Origin of the sequence: Streptomyces sp. CMB-StM0423 (assembly GCF_002847285.1) — a bacterium.
In the GTDB taxonomy this organism is placed as follows: Bacteria; Actinomycetota; Actinomycetes; order Streptomycetales; family Streptomycetaceae; genus Streptomyces.
In genome coordinates this window covers 7,290,623-7,316,757 of record NZ_CP025407.1, presented here as the reverse complement: position 1 = coordinate 7,316,757, position 26,135 = coordinate 7,290,623, and the positions used below count along the sequence as shown (strand labels likewise).

At 73.1% G+C, this 26,135-nt stretch carries 16 protein-coding genes; 4 read left to right on the top strand and 12 right to left on the bottom strand.

Annotation, left to right across the window (positions count from 1 at the left end; genetic code table 11):
* Positions 1-27: 27 nt before the first annotated feature.
* The 5 genes from CXR04_RS31830 to CXR04_RS31810 all read right to left on the bottom strand — a co-directional run bounded on the left by CXR04_RS31830 (position 28) and on the right by CXR04_RS31810 (position 5,307).
* Positions 28-729, bottom strand: coding sequence for an ABC transporter ATP-binding protein (locus CXR04_RS31830; protein WP_101425664.1), 702 nt, complete (start codon positions 727-729; stop codon positions 28-30).
* On the bottom strand, positions 719-1,750 hold the full coding sequence (locus tag CXR04_RS31825; protein WP_101426704.1) for an oligopeptide/dipeptide ABC transporter ATP-binding protein: 1,032 nt from the start codon (positions 1,748-1,750) through the stop codon (positions 719-721). Before CXR04_RS31825 ends, CXR04_RS31830 begins: the two co-directional genes overlap by 11 nt.
* Positions 1,751-1,815: 65 nt before the next feature.
* Positions 1,816-2,724, bottom strand: a complete 909-nt coding sequence (locus CXR04_RS31820; RefSeq protein WP_101425663.1) for an ABC transporter permease — start codon at positions 2,722-2,724, stop codon at positions 1,816-1,818.
* The gene (locus CXR04_RS31815) at positions 2,717-3,682 is read right to left on the bottom strand and encodes an ABC transporter permease (protein ID WP_101426705.1); all 966 of its coding nucleotides are present in this window, start codon (positions 3,680-3,682) and stop codon (positions 2,717-2,719) included. The genes CXR04_RS31820 and CXR04_RS31815 overlap by 8 nt, the downstream gene beginning before the upstream one ends.
* A 20-nt stretch (positions 3,683-3,702) precedes the next feature.
* Positions 3,703-5,307 carry an ABC transporter substrate-binding protein gene (locus CXR04_RS31810; protein WP_101425662.1) on the bottom strand — a complete coding sequence of 535 codons (1,605 nt, stop codon included), beginning with the start codon at positions 5,305-5,307 and terminating at the stop codon, positions 3,703-3,705.
* 269 nt (positions 5,308-5,576) lie between these two features.
* On the opposite strand from CXR04_RS31810, the gene CXR04_RS31805 reads away from it, so the two are divergent.
* The gene (locus CXR04_RS31805; RefSeq protein ID WP_101425661.1) at positions 5,577-6,587 is read left to right on the top strand and encodes an LCP family protein; all 1,011 of its coding nucleotides are present in this window, start codon (positions 5,577-5,579) and stop codon (positions 6,585-6,587) included.
* Positions 6,588-6,680: 93 nt separating this feature from the next.
* Here the strand turns inward: CXR04_RS31805 and CXR04_RS31800 are convergent, their stop codons facing one another.
* The 6 genes from CXR04_RS31800 to CXR04_RS31775 all read right to left on the bottom strand — a co-directional run bounded on the left by CXR04_RS31800 (position 6,681) and on the right by CXR04_RS31775 (position 15,102).
* Positions 6,681-8,669: an N-acetylmuramoyl-L-alanine amidase gene (locus CXR04_RS31800; RefSeq protein WP_101425660.1), complete on the bottom strand. Its 1,989-nt coding sequence runs from the start codon at positions 8,667-8,669 to the stop codon at positions 6,681-6,683.
* 239 nt (positions 8,670-8,908) lie between these two features.
* Entirely contained in the window at positions 8,909-9,928 is a 1,020-nt protein-coding gene (locus CXR04_RS31795; protein ID WP_101425659.1) for an ABC transporter permease, read from the bottom strand.
* A gap of 118 nt (positions 9,929-10,046) precedes the next feature.
* Positions 10,047-11,012 carry an ABC transporter permease gene (locus CXR04_RS31790; RefSeq protein WP_101425658.1) on the bottom strand — a complete coding sequence of 322 codons (966 nt, stop codon included), beginning with the start codon at positions 11,010-11,012 and terminating at the stop codon, positions 10,047-10,049.
* The gene (locus tag CXR04_RS31785; protein WP_101425657.1) at positions 11,005-12,732 is read right to left on the bottom strand and encodes a sugar ABC transporter ATP-binding protein; all 1,728 of its coding nucleotides are present in this window, start codon (positions 12,730-12,732) and stop codon (positions 11,005-11,007) included. The genes CXR04_RS31790 and CXR04_RS31785 overlap by 8 nt, the downstream gene beginning before the upstream one ends.
* A gap of 5 nt (positions 12,733-12,737) precedes the next feature.
* Positions 12,738-13,829, bottom strand: coding sequence for an ABC transporter substrate-binding protein (locus tag CXR04_RS31780; protein WP_101425656.1), 1,092 nt, complete (start codon positions 13,827-13,829; stop codon positions 12,738-12,740).
* A gap of 241 nt (positions 13,830-14,070) precedes the next feature.
* On the bottom strand, positions 14,071-15,102 hold the full coding sequence (locus CXR04_RS31775; protein WP_101425655.1) for a LacI family DNA-binding transcriptional regulator: 1,032 nt from the start codon (positions 15,100-15,102) through the stop codon (positions 14,071-14,073).
* 204 nt (positions 15,103-15,306) lie between these two features.
* Here CXR04_RS31775 and CXR04_RS31770 point away from each other — a divergent pair, with 204 nt between their 5' ends.
* The 3 genes from CXR04_RS31770 (at position 15,307) to CXR04_RS31760 (ending at position 21,516) form a co-directional block, all read left to right on the top strand.
* Positions 15,307-17,916: a PA14 domain-containing protein gene (locus tag CXR04_RS31770; protein ID WP_442802479.1), complete on the top strand. Its 2,610-nt coding sequence runs from the start codon at positions 15,307-15,309 to the stop codon at positions 17,914-17,916.
* A gap of 144 nt (positions 17,917-18,060) precedes the next feature.
* Positions 18,061-20,490, top strand: coding sequence for an RICIN domain-containing protein (locus CXR04_RS31765; RefSeq protein WP_101425654.1), 2,430 nt, complete (start codon positions 18,061-18,063; stop codon positions 20,488-20,490).
* A 72-nt stretch (positions 20,491-20,562) separates the two neighbouring features.
* Entirely contained in the window at positions 20,563-21,516 is a 954-nt protein-coding gene (locus tag CXR04_RS31760) for a pirin family protein (RefSeq protein ID WP_101425653.1), read from the top strand.
* 525 nt (positions 21,517-22,041) lie between these two features.
* Here CXR04_RS31760 and CXR04_RS31755 read toward each other — a convergent pair.
* Complete coding sequence (locus tag CXR04_RS31755; protein WP_101425652.1) at positions 22,042-26,112, bottom strand: discoidin domain-containing protein; 4,071 nt, start codon at positions 26,110-26,112, stop codon at positions 22,042-22,044.
* Positions 26,113-26,135: the final 23 nt, after the last annotated feature.

Genomic DNA, 26,135 nt, shown 5'->3' with positions numbered 1-26,135 from the left:
ACGCACCGTCCATCCGTACGAAAGCAATCAGCCACTCGGCGCGGGCTTCGCCCCCGGGGCCAGTTCCTCCCAGGCGACCGTGCGGTCGCACCAGCGCTCCAGCAGCGTCCGGTCGTGCCCCACGGCCAGCAGCGCGGCGCCCGAGGCGCGGCGGTAGTCCTCGACCGCCGCGACCAGCGCCGCGGTGGTGGAGGCGTCGAGCATCGCCGTCATCTCGTCGCAGACCAGGATCAGGGGGCGCAGCGCCAGCGCGCGGGCGAGGCAGGCGCGTTGGAGCTGGCCGTCGCTCACCTCGTGCGGCCGGCGGGCCAGCAGGTCGGGGGTGAGGCCGACGAGTGCCGCCAGCTCGCCGGTACGGGACGGAGCCTCCGCGCGGCGGCCGGTGGCGCGCAGCGGCTCACCGATCAGGGCGGCCAGCGTCAGCCGCGGGTCGGCGGCCAGGCGGGGCTGCTGGAAGACGACGCCGAAGGCGGTGCGCTGCGCGCGGGGGGCGCGGTGGCGCCAGCCCCGTACAGGCACGCCGTCGAGCAGCACCTCGCCGGCGTCCGGGCGGTGGAGCAGCGCGGCGACGCGGGCGAGGGTGGACTTGCCGCAGCCGCTGGGGCCGAGGAGTCCGGCGGCCTCGCCGGGGGCGAGGGTGAAGGAGACGTCGCGGACGACGGGGGCGCGGCGGTCGTATCCGGCGGTGACGGCGCGGAGTTGCAGCGGGGGCGGGGCTTCAGCGGGCATCGACGGCCTCCGGCTGCGGTGATCCCGGCTCGTCTGTTCGCGGCGCCGGTACCTGCTGCGCCCCGGCGCTCGCGGGCTTGCCGGGCTTGCCGGGCTTCTCCGGCGGTACGGTCGCCGCGGACAGCGGGTGGTGGCAGGCCGCCCCCGCCGTCAGGGCGGGCACCGCCGCGCAGGCGGCCGTGGCGTACGCGCACCGCGGCGCGAACGCGCAGCCCGGCGGCAGCGCGCCCAGCTCCGGCGGCAGCCCGGGGATCGGCGTGAAGGCGCGCTCCGGGAGGGCGTCGAGGAGGCCGCGGGCGTACGGGTGCCGGGGCCCGGGGGCGCCGAAGAAGGCGGCGGCGCCGGCGAGTTCGACGATCCGGCCGGCGTACATCACCGCGACCCGGTCCGCGATCCGCTCCGCGGCGGCCAGGTCGTGGGTGATCATCAGCAGCCCGTGCCCGTCGTCGACCTGGCGGCGCAGCTCGTCGACGGTGCGCTCGACGAGGTCGCGGTCGAGCCCGGTGGTCGGCTCGTCGGCGAGCAGCAGCGGCGGGCCGCCGACGAGGGCGAGGGCGGTGGCGGCACGCTGGGCGAGGCCGCCGGACAGTTCGTGCGGGTAGCGGTCGAGGTGGTCGGCGGGGAACGCGGCGCGCTCCGCGGCCTCTTCGGCGGCCGCGCGCAGCCCGGCCTTGCGGGTGTCCGTCAGTTCCCGGACGACCTCCTGGAGCTGGGAGCGCACGGTCCGTACGGGCGTGAGGTGCGCCGCCGGGGACTGCGGGATGAGGCCGACGCGGCGGCCCCGTACCCGGCGGGCCAGCTCCGCCTCCTCCGCGCCCAGCAGCTCCAGTTCGCCGAGGTGCGCGGTGCCCGCGGTCTCGGCGTTCTCGGGCAGCAGCCCGAGGAGCGCCGAGGCGAGTACGGACTTGCCGCAGCCGCTCTCGCCGACGAGCGCGACGCACTCGCCGGGGGCGAGGGCGAGGGAGACGTCGGTGACGGCCGCGACGTACCGGCCGCGGGGCATCCGGAAGCGGACCGACATCCGGTCGAGGGCCAGCAGCGGCGCGGCGGCGCGGTCCTTCTCGTCGTGTGGGTCCGTACGGTCCGTCACAGCGTCAGCTCCGATCGGCGGCGCGGGTTCAGCCGCTCCCGCCACGCGCCGGCCAGGCCGGCGACGGCGAGGGTCGGGATGATGATGAACAGGCCGGGGAAGAGCGTCGGCCACCAGTCCCCCGCCAGCAGCGATCCGCGCGCGCCCTGGACCATCGCGCCCAGGCTGGCCTGGTGCGGCGGCAGCCCGAGGCCGAGGAACGACAGCGCCGACTCGTGCCAGATGGCGTGCGGCACCATCAGCACCGCCGCGAGCCCCGCCTGCGGCAGCACCCCGGGCACGAGGTGGCGGATCGCGACCCGGGTGCGCGAGGCGCCGCCGGAGACGGCCGCGTCCACGAACGGCCGGCCGCGCAGCGACAGCACCTCGGCGCGCACGATGCGGCAGGTCGACACCCAGTGCGTCAGTCCCACGGAGGCGACGACCGGCCACACCCCGGGCTGGAAGAGGGCGACGATGAAGATGCCGAGCAGCAGGTGCGGTACGGAGGCGAAGACGTCCACGAGCCGCATCACGGCCCGGTCGACGTGCCCGCCGAGCGCGCCGGCCAGCGCCCCGACGGCGGTGCCGACGACGGTGGCGACGAGCGCGGCGACCACCCCGACGAGCAGCGAGACGCGCAGTCCGTAGACGCAGCGCAGCAGCACGTCGCGGCCGACGTCGTCGGTGCCGAAGGGGTGGGAGAGGGACGGTGCGGCGAGCTTGTTGCCGATGTCGACGGCCTGCTGGTCGAGTTGGACCAGCGGCGGTACGACGAGCACCGCGAGGACGGCGAGCGCGACGACCGCGGCGGAGGTGCGGACGCGCAGCGTACGCACCGACTTGCGGCCGGTGCCGCGGGTGCGCCAGCGGGTCGCGCCCGGCGGCGCGGCGGGCGCGCCCGGCTTCCGTACTGCCTCAGCCATCGAAGCCCACTCTCGGGTCGGCGAGCCCGTACAACAGGTCGGACAGCAGGTTGCCGAGCAGCACCGCCGCCGTCGCCAGCACGGTCAGCGCGGCGAGCAGCGGGAAGTCGACGGAGGTGGCGGCCTCGACGGTGGCCGCGGCGATGCCCGGCCAACTGAAGACGGTCTCGATGAGCAGCGCGCCGGTGATCAGCTCCGGCACCCGGGTGCCGATCAGGGTGAGCACGGGCAGCAGCCCGGAGCGCAGCGCATGCCCCAGCAGCACCGTGCGCTCGGCGAGGCCGCGGGAGCGGGCGCCGCGCACCGGGTCCTCGTCCAGCGCGTCGCCGACGCCCTGGCGGACGTAGAGGACGAACCACGGCATCTGCGAGACGGCGAGCACCGACGCGGGCAGCAGCACGTGCTCGGCGACCTGCCCGAAGGTGACGGCGTCCGTGCCGGTGTCGGTGAGTCCGCCGGCCGGCAGCGCGTCGAGCTGGAGCGCGAAGAGCCAGACGGCGAGCAGCCCGAGCCAGAACGGCGGTGCCGCCTCCATGGCGTACGCGACGGAGGTGACGGCCCGGTCGAGCAGCCCGCCGCGGCGGCGCGCGGCGAGCGCGCCGAGCAGCGTGCCGACGACGATGGCGACGGCGAACGCGACCGCGCACAGCAGCACCGTCCAGCCGATGCGCTCGCCGATGACGTCGGCGACCGGCTGGCGCATGCTGGTCGACTGGCCGAGGTCGCCGGTGACGACGGCGGAGAGCCAGTCCCACCAGCGGGTGACGAACGGGTCGTCGGCGCCGAGGCTGTCGCGGAGCTGGTCCAGCGCCTCCCCGGAGGCGCTGAACCCGGCGGTGCCCGCGTACGCCTTCACCGGGTCGAACGGCGAGGCGGCGGCGATGGCGAACACCCCGAAGGTGACGGCCAGCAGGACGGGGACGGCGTACAGCAGCCGCCGCCCGGCCATCCGCGCCATCGGGGCCAGCGGCAGCCCGGTCACGACGCGGGCTGCCAGCTCTCGACGTTCCACCAGGGCCCGCTGCCGAAGCCGTGCTCGTGCGGCTCGACCTGGGTGGTCAGGCCGCGCCAGGTGTCGGCGACGACGTAGATGTGGTCGATGTGGGTGAGGAAGACGTAGCCCGGGTTCTCGGTGAGTTCCTGCTGCACCTTGTCGTACGCCCGCTTGCGCTCCGCCTTGTCGCCGCTCTCCCGGCCCTCGACGAGGGCGGTGTCGACGTCCGGGTTCTCGTACGAGGCCATGTTGTTGAAGCCCTGGCCGGCCAGCTCGGAGTAGAGCATCGGGTAGAGGTCGAAGTCGGGGTCGGCGGGGCTGCCGCCGCCGGCGAGCACGGCGTCCTCGCCCATCCGCGGCTCGATGACCTCCCACGTGCCGCTCTCCACCCTGGCCTCGATGCCGACCTTCTTGGCGTCGCCGGCGAAGGCGAGGGCGTGCTCCTGGCGGAGCTTGTCGCCGGAGGGGTAGTAGAGGGTGAACGAGGCGCGCTGCCCGTCCTTCTCGCGGATGCCGCCGTCCTCCGCGCGCCAGCCGGCGTCGTCGAGGATCTTCCCGGCCAGCTCGGTGTCGTACGGGCGCTCGGTGCCCTTGGCGAACCACTCGCTGTCGGTGGGCACCGGCCCGTACGCGGCCTTGCCCCGGCCCTCCAGCAGCTTGTCGACCATCGCGCCGCGGTCGACGGCCACGTCGAGCGCGCGGCGGATGGCGACGTCGCCGGTGACGGGGTTGTCCGTGGGCAGCGTGACGGCGCGGTGGTCGGCGGTGGTGGCGGCCAGCGTCTGCTTGTCGTCGTCCTCGGCGAAGGTCTTGGCGAGGTTCGGCGGCAGGATGGCGCCGTCGAGGTCGCCGGAGCGCAGCCGGGTGGCGCGGATGTCGTCGTCGGCGATGATCGCCATGGTCAGCTTCCTCACCTTCGGCTTGCCGCCCCAGTAGCCGGGGTTGGCGGAGAAGGTGAGCTTCTCGCCCTTGCGCCAGTTGTCCAGCACGTACGGTCCGGTGCCGATGGGCTCGGTGTTGAACGCGCCGGTGTTGACGTCGCCCTTGCCGGCGACGTGCTCGGGCGCGATGGGCAGCACCGTGCGCTCGGCGAAGGGCGCGTAGGGGTACTCCAGGGTGAAGACGACGGTGTCGTCCCCCTTGGCCTCGACGCTCTCGACGGCTTCCAGGTCGCCCTTGGAGGCGTTGTTGGTGCCGGGGTCGAGGATGGTCTCGTAGGTGAAGACGACGTCGGCGGCGGTGAAGGGCTCGCCGTCGCTGAACGTCACGTCGTCGCGCAGCTCGTACGTGTACGTGGTGCCGCCGTCGGTGATCTCGGGCAGCGCGCGGGCGAGGGCGGGCTTCAGCTCCATGTCGCCGTCGCGGGCGAGGAGGCCGTCGAAGAGCTTGGAGTTGCCGTCCTTGCCGTAGCCGAGGAGCGGGCTGAGGGTGTCGGGCTCGTTGGCAACGCCGATGACGGCGGTGGTGCCGTTCCCGCCGGAGCCGCCGGAGTCGTCGTCGGCGTCCGGGTTCGAGCAGGCGGCGGCCCCCGCGAGCACCGCCGCCGTCGCCGTGACCGAGACCGCTGCGCGTATGCCGCGGACTGACATGCCCACTCCCCTGTTGAAGGCCGACCGTTATTGCGAACAGTTCGCAATTAGAACCCATGATCGGCGTATGGCGCAATGAGGAGTCCACTCCGCGGGCACCCGACTTGCGCACGATCCGCCGAGGTCAGCCGCCGAGCGCCGGGCGGAGCGGCCCCGGTCCCTTGCGTCGACCGGGTGGCCCGGGGCGGGACACGACGGCCTTGAGGGATATTCCGGGGCATTCCTCCCCGTAGCATCCGGTGTCCCGTTCCCGACCGGGAAGGACCCCCATGGCGCTCCCCCCGCTGTCCCGCACCCTCGCCGGCGGCGCCTGCCTGGCCGTGCTCGCCGGCTCCGGCTACGGCTGGGCGCTCGCCGCCGCGCCCGCGCCGGGCGGCACGGGCACCAACGTCCTGGTCGTCGGCAGCGACTCGCGCGCCGGGCTGACCAAGGAGGAGAAGAGCCGGTGGCACGCGGGCGGCGCGGCCTGCCGATGCGCCGACGTCGTCATGGTCGTGCACCTGTCCGCCGACGGCCGGCGCGCAAGCGTCGTCAGCCTCCCCCGCGACTCGTACGTGCCGTTCGCGCCGCACGCCGACGGCGCGGGACCCACCGCCCACTCCGGCAAGATCAACGCCGCCTTGCAGCACGGCGGTCCGGAACTGCTGACGCGCACCGTGGAGCGCGCCACCGGGCTGGACATCGACCACTATCTGCAGGCGCGCTTCAAGGGTTTCGTACAGGCGGTCGACGCACTCGGCGGCGCACCGGTGTGCACGAAGGAGCCGATGCACGACGAGAACTCGGGCATCGACCTCAAGCCCGGGAAGCACCACCTCGACGGCGTCGGGTCGTTGCAGTACGTCCGCACCCGGCACCGCGGGCACGGCGACATCGACCGGGTGCGCCGCCAGCAGCGGCTGGTCGCCGGCATCGCCGGGCGGCATCTGGCCGCGGGCACCCTGCCGGATCCGCCGGAGCTGGACGCGCTCGTCGGCGAGGTCGCCCGCGGGCTGCGCCCCGGCCCCCGCACCAGCGTGGCCGACATGCTGGCGCTGGGCTGGCGGGCGCGGCATCTGCGGCTGCGGAACGTGGAGTTCGCGACCGTACCGCTGGCGAGCATCAGCCACCCGGCGGGCGAGTGGGGCTCGGCGGTGCAGTGGAACGAGGCGCGGGCCCGCACCATGTTCCGGCGGCTGGCCGCGGACCGCAGGCTGGCACCCGGCGACGAGCGCGGCCCGCGCGGCGGCTTCGACTGGACGGGCCGGGTCGCCCTCGGCGACCGGATGGGCTGCGACTGACGCACGGGGCGCGCAGGGCGCACGGGATACCGGGGCGCGCACGCGAGCGGCGCCGCCGGGCATGGGACCGGCGGCGCCGCGGTGCGCGACGGGTCAGAGGACCCGGCGCACGGTCACGTCATCGGCATTGACGAAGCCGATGCGGTGCCCGATCTGGATGATGTGGTACTTCGTCTTGCCGCGCACCACCGTGCGGTCGCCGGGCGCGGAGCCGTCGAAGGACACGGCGCGGTAGTACTCGCCGGGGACCGTGCCGCCGTAGGAGTACGCCTGGCCGGCCTTGAACTCGTACGGGTGCGCCGAGATCGGCTGGTACGGGATCTCCGGCGGGTACGCCGCCTGTTCCGGGTACGCCCGGCCGTAGACCGGCACCGACTCCTTGCCCGGCTTGGGCGTGACGATCTTCCCCGCGGTGTAGTCCGCGACCCGCGCGCCCGCCGGATTGTGGAACCAGCCCTTCAGGCCGTGGTACCAGATCGCCACCCAGTCGCCCTGGCGCCCGGCCACCGCGTACATCTGCCCGGCCGAGGCCCGGCTGCCGATGTCCGAGACGTGCATGTCGGACGCCCGGCCGTCGGGGTGGAGACCGGTGTCCGCCAGCAGCGGGGAGTCCGCGTCGGGCTGCGAGTGCAGGATCACCGACGACGAGGGCGCGAGCGGGCACGGCTCCTTCGGGTCGGAGCCCTCCTCGTAGCTGCAGCCGGTGAACTGCGGCTTGTTCTCCGCGAAGTCCGGCTTGATCATCACCATCGACTTCGAGAACCCGCCCGGGCTGCGCAGCGGGGCCTGCAGCAGCTCGAAGTACCGCTCCCAGTCCCAGTACGGGCCCGGGTCCCAGTGCATGCCGGCGATGTTCGGCGTGGTGGTGCCGGGCACGTTGTCGTGGCCGATGATGTGCGTGCGGTCCAGCGGGATGTCGTACTTGGCCGCCAGGTAGCGCACCAGCGTCGCCGAGCTGCGCATCATCGCCTCGGTGTACCAGGTGCCCTGGTCCTTGGCGAAGCCCTCGTGCTCCAGGCCGATGGACTTGGCGTTGATGTTCCAGTTGCCCGCCTGCCAGGCGACGTCCTTGTGCTTGACGTGCTGGGCGACGTGGCCGTCGGAGCTGCGCAGCGTGTACTGCCAGCTCGCCGCGCGCTTGGGGTCCTGGACCAGGTTGATGACACCGGGATAGCGGCCCTCGGTGTCGTGGATGACGATGTACTCGATCTTCTGGTCGCGCGGCCGGTTCGCCTTGTCGTGGTTGACGTACGCCTGGATGTTGTCCGGGTTGGTCTGGCGGTACGTCGCCGGGATCCACTCGCAGCCGAGCCGGTCGGGGCACTCCACTTCCTCGTCCGCCAGCCGCGGCAGGCCGAGTTCGCCGAGCCACCGCTGCTGCGGCGCCACGGACGGGTCGCCCGCGAGCCGGACGGCGTGGCCGTCGTCGGTGGTGCGGGCGGCGCCGTCGCGGATGGTCGCGTACACCTCGTCGGCGAACGTCGCCGCGTCCTGCTCGTACGCGGCGCCCGCGTACTTCGCCACCGCGCCGTACCAGTCGGCCGGGTCGGCCGAGGCCGGAGCGCCCAGGTCCTCCTGGTACGCGGCCAGCAGCGCGGCGCCGCCGGCGATGTTCTCCGCCGGCTTCGCGCGCAGTGTCGCCGCGTCGGTGCCGGTCAGCTCGGCGGCCGCGTACAGCGTGGTGAGCGCGGGGCCGAACGTCTCGTCGCCGACGGGCCGTTCGGTGTCGCCGCGGGGGTCCTCCGCGGTGCCGCCGTGGTGGTCCTCGGCGAGCACGGTGGGCCCGTCGGTCAGGTGCATCGGGCCGAAGCCGGCGTCGGTGCTCGGCTCGCCGGCGTGGGTGTCCCAGCGGGACTCCAGGTACGACACGCCGAGCAGCACGCTCTCCGGCACACCGTACTCGCCGGCCGCCGCGGCGTACGCCGCCTGCCGGGTCGCGGGCGCCGCCGCATCCTCGCCGCCGGCGGCGGCCGGGAGGGACGCCGAGGTCAGCGGCAGCAGCAGGCCGGCGGCGACGGCGGCCGTCGCCCAGGGTCCTCTTCGCAGGTTCACACGCAGGCGGGTGGCTGGGGTGGGAGGCAACGGGACTCCTCAGGGGGTCGGGACGAGGACGTGCGCGTGCGGTGCGTATCAGGGGTACCGACTCGGTCACGTACCCGTCAATCCCTCCCAGGGGCACGAAAGTTGCACGTCAGCCCGGCTGCCGCCCAACTGCGCGGCGGCACTGGTCCAGACCGATGTCGACGGCCGGCCACGGCTCGGGGCCGCGGCCGGCCGCCGTACGGCCGCCGGGCCAACCCGCCCGGTTGCCCCGCGGCCGGTCAGGGGGCCCGGCGGCGCCGGGCGAGCCAGGTCTGCGCGATGACGACGACCACCAGGAAGCCGCCGCTGACGACCTGCTGGTAGGCGGAGTCGAGCGAGCCGATCTGGTTGATGACGTTCTGGATCACCTTCAGCAGCAGCACGCCGACGAGCGAGCCGCCGACGAAGCCCATGCCGCCGGAGAGCAGCGTGCCGCCGATGACGACCGCGGCGATCGCCTCCAGCTCCATGCCGTAGCCGAGGATGGTCACGCCGGAGTCGAGCCAGGCGGCGTTGAGCGCGCCGGCGAAGCCGGCGAGCAGCCCGTTGAGGGTGTAGACCAGCGTCTTGGTACGGGCCACGGGCGCGCCCATCAGCGCGGCGGCGTCCTCGTTGCCGCCGACGGCGTAGACGTGCTGGCCGAAGCGGGTGCGGCGGAGCAGGACGCCGCCGGCGACGAAGAGCGCGGCGGTGATCCACACCGGCACGCCGATACCGAGCAGCTTGCCCTGGCCGAGGTCGGCGAAGAACGAGCCCTCGGCGACGAGGTAGGTGTCGGCGCCCTCGTCGGTGATCGACAGCATCACGCCGCGGGCGCCGAGCATGGCGGCCAGCGTGACGATGAAGGGCGCGAGCCGGAGCCGGGCGATGAGCAACCCGTTGACCAGGCCGAAGAGTCCGCAGACGGCGAGTGGCAGCAGAAGCGCGACCAGGGTGCCGTGGCGTGAGCCCCAGGCGGCGAGCACGCCGCCCAGCACGAAGACCGAGCCGACGGACAGGTCGATGCCGCCGGTGATGATGACGAAGGTCATGCCGAGGGCGACGATGGCGAGGAAGGCGGAGGAGACCGCCATGTTCTCGATGTTGCCGGTGGTGGCGAAGGAGTCGAAGGACAGCGAGGCGACGGCGGCGATGGCGATGAGCGCGACCAGCGCGCCGTGCTGCTGCGCGAGCGCGCTCAGCCGCTCGCCGCGCCCGGAGCCCGCGGGCTCTTCCGGGCCGTACGCCACGGCGACGGGTTCGTCTTTCACGACGGTCACCGCTTTCCCCTCTCCCTGGCGGCTGACTGCTCGCCGCAGTGGCCGACCGCAGTCCGTCCACCCCGTGCGACGGCCGCACCCGTCCGGCTGTGGACCGGGGTCCCACCCCGCACAGGCATCACCGCTTTCCCCTCTCCCTGGCGGCGTAGACGGCGAGGATGATCACCACGGCCTGGGCGATCTGCGTCCACGACGGCTCCAGGTCGTGCTTGATCAGGGTGGCCGTCAGCAACTGGATGAGCACCGCGCCCGCCACCGTGCCGCCGATGCGGACCCGGCCGCCGGTCAGCGGGGTGCCGCCGACGACGACGGCGGTGATGGCCGACAGCTCCATCAGGCTGCCGAGCGACGTGGGGTCGCTCGCGGACAGCCGGGCGGTGGCCAGGAAGCCGGCGACCGCGGCGAGCACGCCGCAGACGACGTACACCACGATCAGCACCCGGCGCACCGGCAGCCCGGCGAGCTTGGCAGCGGGGCGGCTGTCGCCGATGGCGAGCAACTGGCGGCCGAAGGTGGTACGGCGGACGACGAAGGCGACGACGAGCGCGAGCGCCACGGCGATCAGCACCACGTACGGCACGCCGGCGAACTCGCCGGAGCCGAGGGTCGCCATGCCCGGGTCGCGGATGTCCTCCAACTGCGGCAGCAGCACCAGCGCGAGGCCCCGGGCGCCGACCATCAGCGCGAGCGTGGCGACGATGGGCTGGACCCCGATGAACGCGATCAGCGAGCCGTTGGCCAGGCCGACCGCGGCACCGCCGACGATGGCGACGATCAGCGCGATCCACGGCCCGTACCCCATGTAGAGCGCGACCAGCGAGGTGGACAGGGCCATGACGGAGCCGACGGACAGGTCGACGCCCTCGCTGCCGATGGCCAGCGCCATGCCGAGCGCGACGATGACGACGGGGGCGACCTGGACGGCCTGGGTGCGGAAGTTCTCGGCGGACAGGAAGTGGGGGGTGAAGGCGATGTTGACGAGCAGCAGGAGGGCGACGCCCGCGTAGACGCCGTACTCCTGGAGCCAGCGCAGCACCCGCTCGCGGTCGGCGGGCAGCGCGCGGCGCAGCGTGAGGTCAGCCATGGCCGGCCGCCTCCGCACCGGCCCCGCGGGGCGCCGGGTCCGGGTCTCCGCCCGGCTCCGCGGCGGCCGCGATGGCCTCCATGAGTCTGTCCTCGGTGACGTCGTCGCCGGTCAGCTCGCCGACGACGGCGCCGTCCCTGAGCACCACCACGCGGTCGGACCCCTCGATCAGCTCCTCCACGTCGGAGGAGATCAGCAGCACGCCGAGGCCGTCCTCGGCGAGTTCGTCGACGAGCTTCTGCACCTCGGCCTTGGCGCCGACGTCGATGCCGCGCGTCGGCTCGTCCAGCAGCAGCACCTTGGGCTGCATGGCGAGCCAGCGGGCCAGCAGCACCTTCTGCTGGTTGCCGCCGGACAGCTCGCCGACCTTCTGGTGCGGGCTCGCCGCCTTGATGCGCAGCCTGCTGACGAACGTCTCGACGACGGCGTCGATCCGGGCCTCGGAGACCAGCCCGTAGCGCGACATGCGCGGCAGCGCGGCCAGCGCGATGTTCTCGCGGACCGAGAGCCCCGGCACGATGCCCTCGGACTTGCGGTCCTCAGGCAGCAGGCTGATGCCGGCGCGGATCGCGGCGGGTGTGGAGCCGGTGCGTACGGGCGTGCCCGCGACGGTGACGCGGCCGGCGCCGAGCGGGAGGGCGCCGGCGATGGCCTTGGCGGTCTCGGTACGTCCCGAGCCCAGGAGCCCGCCGAGGCCGACGACCTCGCCCGGGCGGACGGTGAGCGAGACGTCGTGCAGCTCGTGCCTGCGGGTCAGGCCCTCGGCACGCAGCACCGGCTCGGCGACTGCCCCGCCGTCATGGCCACCTGAGAACTTGGTCAGGCCCTCGGCGCGCACCTCGCCCATCTCCCGGCCGAGCATGAGGGAGACCAGCCGGAGCCGGTCGAGCCCGGCGAGCGGTCCGGTGTGCACGACGCGGCCGTCGCGGAGCACGGTGACGGCGTCGCAGACGGTGTACAGCTCGTCGAGGCGGTGGCTGACGTAGACGACGGCGACGCCGTCGGCGCGCAGCCGGCCGATGACGCCGAAGAGGGTCTCGACCTCGCGGGGTTCGAGGGAGGAGGTGGGCTCGTCCATGACGACGACGTCGGTGCGTCCTGCCGCGGAGACGGCGCGGGCGAGGGCGACCATCTGCTGGGCGCCGACGCCGAGTTCGGCCAGCGGGCGGCGGACGTCGACGCGGACGCCGTAGTCGAGGAGCATGCGCTCGGACTCGCGGTGCATGCGGCCGAAGTCGATGAGGCCGCCGCGGCGGCGGGGCTCGCGGCCGAGGAGGAGGTTGCGGGCCACGCTCATCAGCGGGATGAGGTTGACCTCTTGGTAGATGGTCGAGATGCCGGCCTGCTGGGCGGCGAGCGGGGTGGCGAAGGCCGCCCGCTCGCCGCGGTAGGCCAACTCGCCCTCGTCCGGCTGGTAGACGCCGGTGAGGACCTTGATGAGGGTGGACTTCCCGGCGCCGTTCTCGCCGACGAGGGCGTGCACCTCGCCGGCGCGGGCGGTGAAGTCGACGCCGTCGAGGGCGAGGACGCCGGGGAAGCGCTTGGTCAGGTCGCGTACGGCCAGGACGGCGGGGCGCTCCGCCGCGCCGTCCCGGGGGGCACGGTCGCCCTCGGCGCCCGGGACCTCCTGGACCTCCGCCGGGGGCGGCCCGGCGGACCGGGCGGGCCCGGTGGGCCCGCCCGGCTCGTGCCGCTCGGGCGGCTCGTTCGCTGCGGCCATCGGCGTCAGAACGCCTTGCCGAGGTCGGCCTCGGCGTTGTCGGCGGTGTACTCGCTGTCCTCGATCACGATGTCCTGGCCGACCTCCTCGCCCTTGGTGAAGGCGTCGAGGGTCTCGAAGGCCAGCGGGCCGAAGCGCGGGTTGGACTCGATGACGGAGTCGATCCAGCCGTCGACGATGCCCTGGACGGCGTTGCGGGTGCCGTCGATGGTGACGATCTTGACCGCACCGGGCTCCTTGCCCGCGCCCTTGAGCGCGTTGACGGCGCCGAGGCCCATCTCGTCGTTCTCGGCGTAGATCCCGGTGATCTCCGGGTTGGACTGGATGAGCTGCTCGGTGACCTGCTGGCCCTTCTCGCGGGCGAACTCGCCGGTCTGCTCGAAGACGACCTCCAGGTCCGGGGCCTTTTCGGCGATCCGGTCCTTGAAGCCCTTGGTGCGCTCGGTGGTGACGTTGTTGCCGGGGGTGCCGAGCAGGATGGCGATCTCGCCCTTGCCGCCGGTGGCCTCGATCATCTTGTCCGCAGCCCGCTTGCCCTGCTCGGTGAAGTCGGAGCCGATGAAGCTCACGTAGTCCTTGCAGGGCTCGGCGTTGATCTTCCGGTCGATGGTGACGATGGGGATCTTCTTGTCCGCCGCGGACTTCAGCACCGGGTCCCAGCCGTCGGAGTTCAGCGGGGCGATGACCAGCAGGTCGGCGCCCTTGGCGATGAGGTCCTGGACGTCGCTGATCTGCTTGGAGAACTGCGACTGGGCGTTGGCGGTGAGCAGTTCGATGCCGCGCTTGTCGGCCTCGGCCTTGATCGAGGCGGTCTCGGCGATTCGGAACGGGTTGGCTTCCTTCTCGGACTGCGAGAAGCCGACGGTGGCGCCGGCGAGGTCGGTCTCCTCGGCGCCGTAGTCGCCGATCACACAGGTCGGGCCCGAGCCCCCGGAGACCTTCTGCTCGCTGCCCTTGGCCTCCTCGGAGCCGGCGGCGGCGCCGGTGCTCCCCTCGTCGTCGTCCTCGGACTTGGCGCAGCCGGCCGCGAGCGCGAGGCTCGCGCTGAGCGCGACGGCGAGGAGTGTTCTGGCGGCGGTACGGGCGTGCGGCTTCATGGTGATACCCCAATTCGGGCGGTGGAGTACGAGGGCCGGGCCGCTGCGCGGGACCGGAAGAATTCAGGGGATGTTTTACATCGTTGGAAGGGCGCTGTAAACACCTCCCGCAGCATGGATTTGTCCGGCGAAGATCGCCAAGACCCCTGCCCCGTACGGGACTTGACGATCCGTCAGCACGGCCGGGCGCAGGCCGCGGCACCCGCCCGTGGGCCGGCCCGGGCGGGGCGCTCCACGGAGGTCAGCCGCTCGCGCGGCCGCGCGTGCTCTCCCGCTCCACCAGCGAGAACGCGGGATACATCTCCTGCGACTCGGGCACGCTGCCGTCGCCGTGGGCGGCGTCGAGACGCTTGACGAGGGACTCCACCGCGAGCCTGGCGATGGCCCGCTTGTCGGGCGCGATCGTGGTCAGCGTGACGGCCCCGTAGCGGCTCTCGGTGATGTCGTCGAAGCCGACCACCGCCACGTCCTCCGGCACCCGCAGCCCGCGCTCGGACATCACCCGCATCGCACCGATGGCGATCAGGTCGTTGTATGCGAAGACCGCGTCCGGCCGCTGCCCGGAGTCCAGCAGGGCCGCCATGGTGACCGCGCCGTCCGCCCGCTCCCAGCCCTCGGTGTACGCCACCAGCGCCTCGTCGACCGGCACGCCGCGGTCCGCCAGCTCCGCCCTCCAGCCGAGAAGTCGCAGGTGGGCGGGTTGGTGGGCGCGGTCCTCGCGGGCGCCGAGGAACGCGATGCGGCGCCGGCCGAGGTCCAGCAGATGGCCGACCGCCTGCCGGGCGGCGGCGATGTTGTCGATCGCGATGTGGTCGTACGGCAGGTCGTAGCGCCGCTCGCCGAGAAGCACCAGCGGGCTCTCCTCGGCCCGGCCGCGCAGATCCTCGGTGTCCAGCTCCAGCGGGCTGAGGATCAGCCCGTCCATCACCCGGGCGCGGAAGCCCTGGGTGACGAGCAGCTCCAGCTCGCGCCGGCCCTGGGTGTGGTCGAGCAGGACGGTGAAGTCGTGCCGGGCGGCCTCGTCGATGACGTGTCCGGCCAGCTCGGCGAAGTAGGGGTTGCCCAGCTCGGGCACGGCGAGCGCGATGATGCCCGTACGGCCTTTGCGCAGGTGGCGGGCGGTGAGGTTGGGGCGGTAACCCAGCTCGTCGATCGCCTGCTGCACCCGCGCCCGCATCGCCGGCGTGACGTGCGGATAGTTGTTGACCACGTTCGAGACGGTCTTCACCGACACGCCCGCCCGCTCGGCCACATCCTTCAGGCTGACTCTCAACGCGTTCCTCCTACGCCGTTTGGTCATGCACTGGACACAACGCAGGAGGCGTGCTGTCATGCCAACTGCCCTTGTTTCCAACGTTATACAAGACGCCCGGGGGCAAAGGGCAGCCCTAGCACCCGCATTCTCCGACTTCCGGAGGTACCCGTGCACCCCTCGCTCAGACGCGTACGGCGGCGACTACTCCGCTGGCCGACGCCCATCCTCGCGGCCCTCGCCCTGACCCTGGTCCCCGCCGGTCCCGGCTTCTCGGCCACCAGCGCCGACCGCCCGGCCACCGCCGAGGCCGCCGACTCCCGCGCAGCCGCGGAGGTCCACGGCCTCAAGGGCGAGTACTACACCCACAGCGCCCCCGGCACGTTCGACTTCGACCAGTTGAAGGCCACCGCCTTCGACCCGTCGCTCGACTTCGACAATCTTGAGCCGCGCCTCGCGGCCCGCGCCGGCCAGGCCGACAACGTCAGCGTCCGCTGGACCGGCGGGATCACCCCCGAGGTCTCCGGCGCGCACACCTTCCACGTCAGCGCGGACAACGGCTTCCGGCTGTGGGTGGACGGCGAGATCGTCATCGACCACTGGATCGACGACTGGGACAAGGAACAGACCTCGCAGCCCGTGACCCTGGAGGCGGGCCGCACCTACGACATCAAGGTGGAGTACTTCGAGCACCACGGCGGCTCGAACTTCCACCTGCGCTGGACCAAGCCCGGTGCCCAGAAGGAGGCCGTGCCGCAGTCCGCGTTCTCGCTCCCGGAGGACTTCGACTACACCGGTCCCACCGACGTCGCCGTGCAGCCCGACGGCCGCACGCTGACCATGGACTTCGCCCAGCCGCTCACCGCTCCCCCGGCGACGTTCGACGAGCATCTGGAGACCGTCATCGGCGGCGCCGACTGGCCGCGCGCCGCGGCCGAGCTGGACCCCGACGACCCCTCGCGGCTGATCGTCCCGCTCGACGAGCCGGTCGTCGGCCAGGGCGGCTCCGCCGACGTGCGCTACGACGGCGAGGGCGGCCTGACCGGCGCCGACGGCTCCGACATCGGCGAGTTCTGGACCTCGGGGGCGAACGACTCCGAGTACCAGTTGCGGACGAAGTGGGCCGACGACGTCGACGAGGACGCCCCGCTCCCGGAGTACCCGCGCCCGCAGCTCACCCGCGAGGACTGGCAGAGCCTCAACGGCACCTGGCAGTTCGCCGGCGCCACGGAGGGCGAGAGCCCGCCGTTCGGCCGCACGCTGGACGAGAAGATCGTCGTGCCCTACCCGGTCGAGTCCGAGCTGTCCGGCGTCCAGCGGCACGAGGAGCGCATGTGGTACAAGCGCACCTTCACCGTGCCGCTTGACTGGCGCGTCGGCCAGCGCGGCGAGCGGCTCCAGCTCAACTTCGACGCGGTCGACTGGAAGGCCGACGTCTGGCTCAACGGCAAGCAGGTCGCGTCCCACAAGGGCGGCTACGACCGGTTCAGCGCCGACGTCACCCAGGCCCTGCGCGGCAGCGGCAAGCAGGAGCTGATCGTCGGGGTCTACGACCCGACCGACTCCGCCGACGGCGAGAACCCGCCGATGGGCAAGCAGCGGCTGTCGCCCAGCGGCATCTGGTACACCTCCTCCTCCGGCATCTGGCAGTCCGTGTGGATGGAGCCGGTGCCCACCGACCGCGCCGAGGACCTGAAGATCACTCCCGATGTGGCCGGCGAGCAGGCCGCCGTCCAGGTGCGCGGCGTCCGCGACGGCGTGCCGGTCACCGCCACCGCGTACGACGGCCGCCGCGAGGTCGGCACGGCCACCGGGACAACCGGCGAGCCGCTGACCGTGCCCGTGCCCGACCCGGAGCTGTGGTCCCCCGACGACCCGCACCTGTACGACCTGAAGGTGACGGTCGGCCGCGGTACCGCCGCGGATCAGGTGCGCGGCTACTTCGGCATGCGCACCGTGGGCGTCGAGACGATCGACGGGCAGCAGCGGATGACGCTCAACGGCGAGCCGGTGTTCGCCATGGCCACCCTCGACCAGGGCTTCTGGCCCGAGGGCATCCACACCGCGCCCACCGACAAGGCGCTGAAGTACGACCTCGAAATGCACAAGGAGATGGGCTTCAACTCCGTGCGCAAGCACATCAAGGTCGAGCCCGACCGGTGGTTCTACCACGCCGACAAGCTGGGCCTGCTGGTGTGGCAGGACATGCCGTCGATGAACACCAAGACGCCCTCGCAGAGCTCCCGCACCCAGTTCGAGCACGAACTGAAGGAGATGATCGAGCAGCACGACAGCCACCCGTCGGTGGTCATGTGGGTGACGTTCAACGAGGGCTGGGGCCAGTACGACCAGGCCCGTATCGCCGACTACGCCAAGGAGCTGGACCCGACGCGGCTGGTCAACAACATGAGCGGCCACAACTGCTGCGGCGCGGTCGACGGCGGCAACGGCGACATCTCCGACGCGCACGGCTATCCGAGCGCGCAACTGCCCAAACCCGACGGCACCCGCGCGCTCGTCAGCGGCGAGTACGGCGGCCTCGGACTGGCCATCCCCGGCAACGCCTGGCCGGTGCGGCACACCTACGTGGGCGTGGACCGCGAGGCGTACACCGAGGAGTACCTGATCAAGCTGGCCGAAGTCGAGCGGTTCGCCGCCTGCAACGGCAGCAGCGGCGCCGTCTACACCCAGATCACGGATGTGGAGGGCGAGCTGAACGGACTGCTCACCTACGACCGCAAGGTCCTCAAGCCCGATGTGGAACGCATCAGGGCCGCCCATGAGGCGCTGATCGAGGGGGCCGCCGACGGCACCCTCACCTGCGACGCCTCCTGACGCACCGCCCGTTCCCCGCACCCCGGCCGCGGCGCCCGCCGCGGCCGGGCCGGGGGCGGGCCCCGCGCGCCCGGCGGTACCGCCGGGCGCCCCCGAGTACCAGGCACCAGGCACCCTCACCTTCCAGGCACCCAGGGACCCGACATGCCTCCTCCGCTGAACCGCCGCCACTTCCTGCACGCCTCCGCCGCCGGGGCTGGCGCGCTCGCCCTCGGCGCCACCGGCCTCCCGGCCCACGCGTACGGGCCCGCCGCCGGCGGGCCGGCGCGCACCCCGTACGCGGCCGCCGCCTTCGGCAAGCTGCCGCTCGGCAGCGTCACCGCGCGCGGCTGGCTCGCCGGGCAGCTCGGCACCCTCCTCGGCGGACTCTTCGGCCGCTACGACCGGATCTCCCACTTCCTCGACCACGACGGCTCCGGCTGGGTCCACCCCGACCGGGCCGGCTGGGAGGAGGTCACGTACTGGCTGCGCGGCTACGTCTCGCTCGCCGCGCTCACCGGCGATGCCGCCGCGCAGGCGACCGCCCGCCGCTGGATCGACGCCATCCTCGCCACCGGGCAGCCCGACGGCTTCTTCGGCCCCGCCCGGCTGCGCACGGCGCTCAACGGCGGCCCCGACTTCTGGCCGTACCTGCCGCTGCTCCAGGCGCTGCGCAGCCACGAGGAGTTCACCGGCGACGAGCGGATCGTGCCGTTCGTGCTGCCGTTCCTGCGGTACATGAACGCGCAGGGCAAGGGCGCGTTCGACTCCAGTTGGGTGTCCAAGCGGTGGGGCGACGGCATCGACATCGCGTACTGGCTGCACGCCCGCACCGGCGAGGACTTCCTGCTGGAGCTGACGGACAAGATGCACCGGTGGGGCGGGAACTGGGTGGACAACTTCCCGGACCTGCACAACGTCAACGTCGCGCAGGGCTTCCGGGAGCCCGCGCAGTACGCGCTGCGCGCCGGCGACGCCGGTCTCACCCGGGCCACGTACCGCGGCTACGAGCGGATCCTCGCGGAGTACGGGCAGTTCCCCGGCGGCGGCTTCGCCGGCGACGAGAACGCCAGGCCCGGCTTCGGCGACCCCCGGCAGGGCTTCGAGACCTGCGGCATCGTCGAGTTCATGGCCAGCCACGAGCTGCTGACCCGGATCACCGGCGACGCGCTGTGGGCCGACCGCTGCGAGGAGCTGGCGTTCAACCTGCTGCCCGCCGCCACCGACCCGGCGGGCCGCGGCGTGCACTACGCGACGAGCGCCAACTCGATCGACCTGGACGACGTGCGCAAGAACGACGGCCAGTTCCAGAACGGCTTCGCGATGCAGTCGTTCCAGCCGGGCGTCGACCAGTACCGCTGCTGCCCGCACAACTACGGCATGGGCTGGCCGTACTTCACCGAGGAGCTGTGGCTGAGCACGCCGGACGGCGGGCTGGCGGCGGCGATGTACGCGCCGTGCGAGGTGCGCACCCGGGTGCGCGGCACCGACGTGACGATCACCGAGGAGACGGACTACCCGTTCACCGAGACCGTGACCCTGCGGGTCGGCGCCGCCCGCAAGGTGCCCTTCACGCTGCGGCTGCGCGTGCCCGGCTGGTGCGACGCGCCGGAGGTGACGGTCAACGGGCGGCCGGTGGCGGCAGCTCCCGGACCGGGCTTCGTCCCGGTGGAGCGGACCTGGTCGGGCGGCGACACCGTCGTGCTGCGGCTGCCGCAGCGCACGTCGGTGCGGGTGTGGGACGCCAACGGCGGCGCGGTGAGCGTCGACCGGGGGCCGCTGACGTACTCGCTGCGCATCGGCGAGTCGTACGAGCGCACCGGCGGCAGCGACGACTTCCCGCACTTCGCCGTGCACGCCACCACCCCGTGGAACTACGCCCTGGCCCCGGACGCCCCGGCGGGCCTGGCGTTCCACCGCGACGACGGGCCGCTGACCGGCGACCCGTTCACCCACGAGCACACCCCGGTGCGCATCACCGCGCCCGCGCGCCGGCTGCCGGAGTGGGTCGCCGACCGGCAGCACGTCGTCGCGCCGTTGCAGCAGAGCCCGGCCCGTAGTACGGAGGCGCCGGAGACGGTGACGCTGATCCCCATGGGCGCGGCCCGGCTGCGGATCACGGCGTTCCCGACCGCCGGCCCGGACGGCACGCCGTGGACACCGGAGGCCCCTCACCACCGGGTGCAGAACAAGCACAGCGGCAAGGTGCTGGCGGTCGACCGGATGTCGCTGTCGGACGGCGCACGGGTCCACCAGTTCGACAACTCGGGCACGTCCGACCACTCCTGGCAGTTGCTGGAGCGGGGCGACGGGCTGCTGGTGATCCGCAACGGGCACAGCGGCAAGGTCCTCGCCGTCGACGGCGCCTCGACGGCGAACAGCGCGCCCGTCGTGCAGTACGGGGACGACGGCGCGCCGGACCACCTGTGGCGGATCGTGCCCGACGCGGACGGCTGGTTCCGCATCCGCAACGAGCACAGCGGCAAGGTGCTCGGCGTGGACGGCATGTCGACGGCGAACAGCGCGCAGGTGGTGCAGTACGACGACAACGGCACCGCGGACCACCTGTGGCGGCTGGTCGCGGCGCCGGGGTGACGCGCGCCGGGTGACGCGCGGGCGGCCGGGCCGGCACGCGGACTCCGGCCGCCGCGCGCGTAGCGTGGGCGCATGAGCAATCTCGACATGAAGCCCCCGGTCGCCGCCTGCGGCGGCCGGGCGGACGTGACGGCGGAGCCGGTGCGCGAGGTGCTGGAGGCGCGCCACATGCCGCTGGGCGAGAGCACGGTGGTGCGGCGGCTGCTGCCGAACCTCGGCCGGCGGATGGTCGGCGCCTGGTGCTTCGTCGACCACTACGGCCCCGACGACATCGCGGGCGAGCCGGGGATGCAGGTGCCGCCGCACCCGCACACGGGGCTGCAGACCGTGAGCTGGCTGCACGACGGCGAGGTCCTGCACCGCGACAGCCTGGGCAGCCTGCAGCCGGTGCGGCCGCGGGAGCTGGGGCTGATGACGGCGGGGCGGGCCATCGCCCACTCGGAGGAATCGCCGCGCGACCACTCGCGGCTGCTGCACGGCGCACAACTGTGGGTCGCGCTCCCCGGCGCCCACCGCGCCACCGCGCCCGCCTTCGAGCACCACGCGGAGCTGCCGCACGTGGCCGGCGGCGGCCTGACGGCGACGGTGATCCTCGGCGAGCTGGCCGGCGCGGCGTCCCCGGGGACGACGTACACGCCGATCGTCGGCGCCGACGTCACCCTGGCGGCGGGCACGGAGGCGCGGCTGCCGGTGGAGCCCGACTACGAGTACGCGGTGCTGACGATGTCCGGCGAGGCGGAGGTCGACGGGCTGCGGCTGGCGCCGGAGTCCATGGTCTACCTGGGCTGCGGCCGTACGGAGCTGCCGCTGCGCGCCGACGTGGACAGCTCGCTGATGCTGCTGGGTGGCGAGCCGTTCGCGGAACGGATCGTGATGTGGTGGAACTTCGTGGGCCGCCACCACGACGAGATCGACCGGGCCCGTACGGAGTGGATGAGCGGCACCGGCTTCGGCGAGGTCCACGGCTACGAAGGCCCCCGGCTGGAGGCGCCGCCGCTGCCGCCGACGCCGCTCAAGCCGCGCTGAGCGCCGGCCGTTCACCCGCCGCCGTGCCCGTACGGGCACGGCGGCGGGGCACGTTATGGGCCCCGCTGCCGGGGGAACAACGGGGCCCGAACAGAAGACTACGCGTCAGTAGCGGAGTTGCGAAGCGGTCCGCCCACACCGGGGCACAATCCGGCCACCTGCATCGATGACCGTTCAGGCATCCGGGACCCGCCGTGCGCCGGGACACGGGCACCGGATCGCACGGCGAACCGGGACCAAGCCGCTGAATGCGCCGCGCGCGGCGTCGCCGAGGTGCTGCTGCGGCAGCGCCCGGTGACCGTGCTTCCGAGTGGACCGACCACGCGCGGAGGACCGGGGACGGCTCACGGAACCCACGGCGTACGACCCGGACACCGACCACTACGTGCCGGTCGGCTGGAACGACGCGTTCGGGACGGCCGGCCGCACTCTCCGGGCCGCCCGCGCCCGCCGTACGTGCCGACGGCGGCGCCCCGGCCGGGCGTCGGAATCCGGCCGGGGCGCCAGCCCGCGAAGGGGCGCTGATCAGGGCTGGATGTCGATGCTGAAGGTGGACGTGGTGTTCTTGATGTCCTGCGCGTTGTTCCTCAGGGTCAGGCCGCGGAACGTGACCTGGCCGACGGCCGGGCCCTGGCCCGCCTCGGGCATCTCGTTCGCCCACAGGCCGAAGCCGGACTTGGCGTCGAAGGCGTCACCGCTCTTGCGGGCGCCGGAGATCGTGATGTCGCTGAGGATCGTGTCCTTGATCGGGAACTGCGGCTGGCCTCCCACGTAGTTGGTCTGGAACATGATCCCGGAGTACGTCGGGTCGACGATGTCGACGTTGTTGATCCTGATGCCCTGGAAGACCTTCGAGGCGGAGAAGAGCCAGATGCCCGGGAAGGTCTGCGCGCCCCAGAAGTGGCCGCCGCAGCGTTCGATGGTGATGTTCTCCAGGGTCGTCGGCTGGGTGCCGAAGCCGTTCATCGGATAGCCGAAGTCCAGCGAGCTGACCGTGACTCCGGAGTAGACGAGGGTGTCGGCGATGCGGATGTTGCGGAAGGTGTTGTTGTAGCCGCCGTAGACGGCGATGCCCGCGGCCCGCCAGGTGAGCAGCGAGGTCAGGTTCTCGTAGACGTTGCTGTGCATGTCGGAGCCGCCCGCGTCGATCGCGGAGAAGAGCGCGAAGCTGTCGTCGCCGGTGGCGCGGGACTCGTTGTTGACGACGTGGGCGCCGGTGCTGCCGTTGGTCATGTTGATGGCGTCCGCGAACGAGTTGCGGATGCGGGAGTTCCCGATGGTGATGTCGTCGGTGTTGGCGCCCCAGTAGAGGCACACCATGTGCTCGTTCCAGATGTCGTCGATCGTGATGTCCGAGACGTTCTGGAAGTCGAAGACCTTGCCGGGGCCGTCGATGCGGCTGGTGTAGTTGCCGAAGTAGGCGAAGCCGCGGAAGGAGGATCCCGCCGCCGCCTGCTCGGCGCGGAAGCCGACGTCGGTGTTCTGCTGGCCCGCGGGCGCGTGGAAGCGGGTGTACCAGGGTCCGGCGCCGACGACCTGCACCGGCTTGCCGTACACCTGGAACTTGCTCGACGTCTGGTACTCGCCGGGCGGCAGGTAGACGCCCTTGAGCTGTCCCGTGGTGTCCATCCGCACCCGGTCCAGGGCGTTCTGCACGTCCTGGTGGGTGACCCCGGCGGGCACGGTGTACGCGGCCGGGTCCGGGTTGGCCTTCGGCGCGACCTGCTCCAGGCTGACGAAGTCGATCGCGTAGCTGGTGGTGTTGGCCGCGTCCTTCTGGAGCCGGATCTTGCTGCCGGCGGGCACGGTTCTGTCCAGCATCAGGTTCGCCTCGTCGTAGATGTGCCGCGCGGGCCCTGCGCCGGGACTGTTGCCGGGGCTGGCTTCCGCCCCGTACAGCCAGGCGTACTTCGAGGTGAGGCTGATGGCCTTGTGGAAGGTGCCGTCGACGTAGACGTTCAGGGTGGCGTCGATGCCGCCGCCGCCCGGGGCGTCGGGGATGGAGAACCGGGTGACCAGGGTGTTCGTGCTGGCCCTGGTGGTGAACTCGACGGACTCGCCGGTCTGGTCGAGGGTCACCGCGCGCCGCCCGGACGCCTCGCCCGCGACGTCGCCAATGGTGCGGTTCGGGCCGACGACCTGCGCGCCGCCGGCGACGGCGCCGTCCTCGGCCTCGTACGTGTCGTACGGCATGTCGGCGCCGCGGCCGACGAACAGCGACTCGGTGCTGGTGTTGTTCTCGCGCTTGACCGGCACCTCGTTGGCGTCGGCGGCGACCGTCACCTCGACGGTGTACGAGCCGTTGGCCGCCGTCCAACTGCCCAGGCCGACGGGGGCGGTGGTGGCGCCGGCGGCGATGGTGCCGTTGTGCGCGCCGTTCAGCGTGGTGACCGTACCGCCGGAGGCGTTGCGCAGCGTGAGGGTGATCGGGTGGCTGCCGCTCGCCGACGCCTGGGTGCCCTGGTTCTTCAGCGACACGGAGAAGTCGACCCGCTCCCCGCCGGTCGCGGAGCTGGGCGTCCAGTCCACGGAGGCGGCGACGAGGTCGCTGCTCTGCACCGGCGAGACACGGAGCGGGGTGGGAGCGGTGTACTCGTTGTTTCCCTCGTCCTGTTCGACGACGGTGTCGTCGGGGTCGACGACGGCGGCGACGGCGTACTCGCCGGCGTCGTGCGCCCCGGTGTTCGCGGTCACGGTCTGCGTGGCGCCCGGGGCCAGCGTGCCGACGGCGGCGGTGCCGGCCGGTTCGCCGCCGAGCAGGAAGTCGACGCCGGTGGCCGCAGCGGGCTCCTCGCCGGCGTTGTGCACGGTCGCGGCGAGGGTGACGGACTGGGTCTCGTCGGGGCTTGCGGGGGTGTGGGTGAGGCCGGTGACCTCCAGGTCGGGGTTGGGCGCGGCGGTGCCGAGGACCTGGAGTTCGCCCACCTGGCCCGCCGGGGCACCGGTGTTGCCGGTGAACGACAGCCGCAGGTCGGCAACGCGGCCGGTCACCGGGACGGTGACGCTGTTGCCGGTGGCGGGGTCGAAGGCGTACTGGGCGCCGGCCTTGAGGGTGGTGAAGGAGGTGGCGTCCTGCTCCCGGCCGAGGACCGAGAAGGTCTGGGTGCGCGGGCCCCAGATGGGGTCGGGGTTGAGCTGGACGACGACGGCGCTGACGTCGGCGTTGGCGCCGAGTGCGACGGTGAGGGTGCCGGGATAGGCGCCGCCGGCGCCTTCCCAGTAGGTGCCGCGGTTGCCGTCGTTGGCGTTGGCGGCGACGAAGTTGTGGACGTGGGAGGAGGCGGTGACCGGCTTGCCCCCGGCCAGGTCGGGGTCGGCGGCGGCCGCGGTCGCGGCGGCGGTGCCGGGGTCCGGTGCGGCGGGCTCCGCGGCGGCGGTGGTGGCAGTCTGGCCGACCCGGGCGGTCACCTTGGCACTGTCGGGCGACTGGTTGCCGGCGGCGTCCCGGGCGCGTACGCGGTACGTGACCGACTCGCCGGGCGCCGGGGCGTCGGCGTACGTCGTCACGTCGGCGGCGACGCCGGTGTGCAGCCGGCCGTCGGCGTAGACGTCATAGCCGGCGATGCCGTCCGCGCCGTCGGCCGGGGGCCGCCAGTCGAGCTGGACGCGGCCGTCGGGCAGCGCGGTGCGGCTGAGGTCGCGGGGGGTGCCGGGCGGCCGGGTGTCGCCCTCGGCCGGACCGTAGACCTCCAGCTCGGCCAGCCGGGCGCTGCCGGTGCCGGCGGTGAAGACGACGCGTACGTGGCGGGTGACGGCGGTGTCGAAGGAGAGGGTCGCGCTGTGGCCGCCGGCGGCGCCGAAGGCGATGTCGCGGGCGGCGGTCAGGTCGGTGAACTCCCGCCCGTCCGTGCTGCCCTGGAGCTTGAGGTTCTGCACCCGGGCGGCGCCGCCCTCGGGGAGCTTGAGCACGGCGCGGTCGATGCCGACGGTGGCGCCGAGGTCGGTCCGCAACCACTGCTCGCGCTTGCTCTTCGCGCTCTGCCAGAAGCTGTCGCGGTCGCCGTCGCCCGCCCGGTCGGCGGTGCGGTCGCCGGTGTGGCTGCTGGCCTTGAGGGGGCGGCCCGCCGCGAGGTCGGCGGCTCCGTCCGCGGCGGTGTGCACGGTGAGTTCGGCGAGGCGGGCGGGGCGTTCTGCGGTGGTGCCGGCGAACTGCACGCGCACGTAGCGGGTGAGGGAGGCGGGGAACCGTACGTTCACGGTGTTGTCCGCGGCGGGGCGGAAGGCGCGGGTGTCCTCGGCGGACAGCGTGTGGAAGGTGGTGCCGTCGGCGCTGCCCTGCACGGCGAGCGTCTGCTTGCGCACGGCGGCGTCCGCGGGCAGTCGGAGCCCGACCTCGTCGACGCGTGCCTGCCGGCCGAGGTCGGTCTGCACCCACTGCGGGCCCGTGCCCCGGCTCTGCCAGTACGTGGCCTGGTCGCCGTCGGTGACTTCCGCCGCGGCGTGCCGCGGGGCGGCGCTGCTCGCGGCGGCGGGTCGGCCGGCGGCGGCGTCGGAGCCGGCGGCGGCGACGGCGGGGAGGACCGGCAGGCCGAACAGGAGCAGTCCGGTGGCGAGGGCGGCGACGGTGGGCCGATGTCTCGAGCGGTGCTTTCTCATGGGGGTCGTCCAACCTGTGAGTT